Annotated in this window: 1 protein-coding gene and 1 pseudogene; one reads left to right on the top strand and one right to left on the bottom strand. The window is 53.8% G+C overall.

Annotated features, from left to right (window positions below):
• Positions 1-70: 70 nt before the first annotated feature.
• Positions 71-922 (bottom strand): IS110 family RNA-guided transposase, encoded by an 852-nt coding sequence (locus tag IE105_RS15250; protein WP_189499744.1) that lies wholly within the window; start codon positions 920-922, stop codon positions 71-73.
• 125 nt (positions 923-1,047) lie between these two features.
• Between IE105_RS15250 and IE105_RS15245 the strand changes: the two are divergent.
• Positions 1,048-1,560, top strand: a pseudogene (locus IE105_RS15245) (transposase); the annotation flags it as partial.
• Positions 1,561-1,666 lie beyond the last annotated feature (106 nt).

Below are 1,666 nucleotides of genomic sequence, written 5' to 3'. Positions count from 1 at the left end.
CGTTGTTTTAGTCTGTCTCATGCTTCACTCCATAAGGATGGAGGTGAGCAAAGTCTCTCTTAGCCCAGGCTCAAATCTGTGCCATGAGCGCTGACGTCAGACAATCGCCGGCACGGGATATTCGACCGGGGTTGTCGAGTTCTCCGGATTGGAAGCGTCTCGGCGTAAGACCAAAGTGCGCGGCGACAGTGCGGGACGATTTAAACCGCGCAGGATCATCAATGGCGGCCTTAAAGTGCATAGCCGTAATGGCACCAACCCCGGGCGTCGTCATAAGGAGACTGCAAACTGGATCATGAGCGGCGCCGCGCTTGACGCGTTTATCCAGTTCTCGAAAGTGAGCATGTAAAGCCCCACGGGCTTCCAGCATGGGGAGCATTGCAAAGCTTAGCCCTTCATCGGCCTCAATGATCGGACGCACAGTATCGTCAAAGCGGTGGTGGGATAAGGTTCCCGGGAGACGGATTCCGAAAGTCTTGAATAGACCCCGGATCTCGTTCTCAAGATCGACACACTTGCGCAGCACAGCCTTGCGGCTTGAGAGCATCGCGCGGATATAATGGCTCTCTCGGCTCTTCATATGAACGGGCTGATACCAGCCTGAGCGCACCACCTGTGCAATACCGCGCGCGTCATTCTTATCAGTTTTATTCCGCATTGCCGACAGGGCCGCATTGACCTGACGGGCTTCCATGCAGACGGCATCATATCCGAGAGACCGTAAACCGTGGAATAGCGTCTGGCTCATAACGCCGGCTTCAAAGCCAAGTTTAGTAATCGGTTGCGCGAAATTGCGAAGGCAAGCGTCGATGGCGCCGACTTCACAGTCCAAAGCGCGCTCTAGAACAATATCGCCTTCAGCATTAACAACGCACAAGGCGACTGATCGCAGCGATACATCTAATCCGACAAAGTAACTCATTCTTCTCTCCCATAAATGCGAACTTACGCCCGCAGCATATCAGAAACGTAATGGCCTGAGCCGTCCGTCCAATTACACATGCTAAGAGAGACTTTTTGTTCATCTAGTATCTCGTGGAGAGACAGATGAGACCAACTAAAACGACGTCCGGAGAGCGGACGATCAAAGACATCAAGCGTAAACCGCGCGAGCGGCCATCGGCCGAGGAGAAGATCCGCATCGTTCTGGACGGTCTTCGCGGCGAAGACAGCATTGCTGAGTTGTGCCGCAAAGAAGGCATATCCCAAGGCGTTTATTACAAGTGGTCGAAGGACTTTATGGGTGAGAGGCCCGCCGCCCTAAGGCGGATGAAGGGCCTTGAACGGTAAGAAGCGGCTCGCCGGAGACATTGTCCGCCAAGCCAACACATCTGAAGTCAAAGGGCTGCGCTCTGAAGCCCGCGAACTCAAGGAATGTGTTGCCGAGCTAATTCTGGAAAACCGTCTGCTCAAAAAAAGCATGATCGGGGATGGGGGCGACGACGAATGAGATATCCAGCATCAGAGAAGCTCGAGATCATCCGCCTGGTGGAGCGATCAAAGAAGCCCGGAAAATGGACACTCGACAAGCTCGGTGTCCCACGACGAACCTTCTATCGTTGTGTTGGAGCAAAGATAAGGCAAGACACTTTCTGCAAAGTTCAAATGCGACAGTTCCGGTTGAGCCCCATAGGGGCTGACCGAAGAGTCAGAGCCCCGACCATGG

Source organism: Algimonas arctica (assembly GCF_014652695.1).
GTDB classification, from domain to species: Bacteria; Pseudomonadota; Alphaproteobacteria; order Caulobacterales; family Maricaulaceae; genus Litorimonas; species Litorimonas arctica.
Note: the sequence above shows the minus strand (reverse complement) of the source record. Positions and strands in the feature narration are given on the sequence as shown.

Excerpts from the sequence above, each read along its gene's own strand:
- IE105_RS15250 (WP_189499744.1), bottom strand. The coding sequence starts at position 922 with ATGAGTTACTTTGTCGGATTAGATGTATCGCTGCGATCAGTCGCCTTG.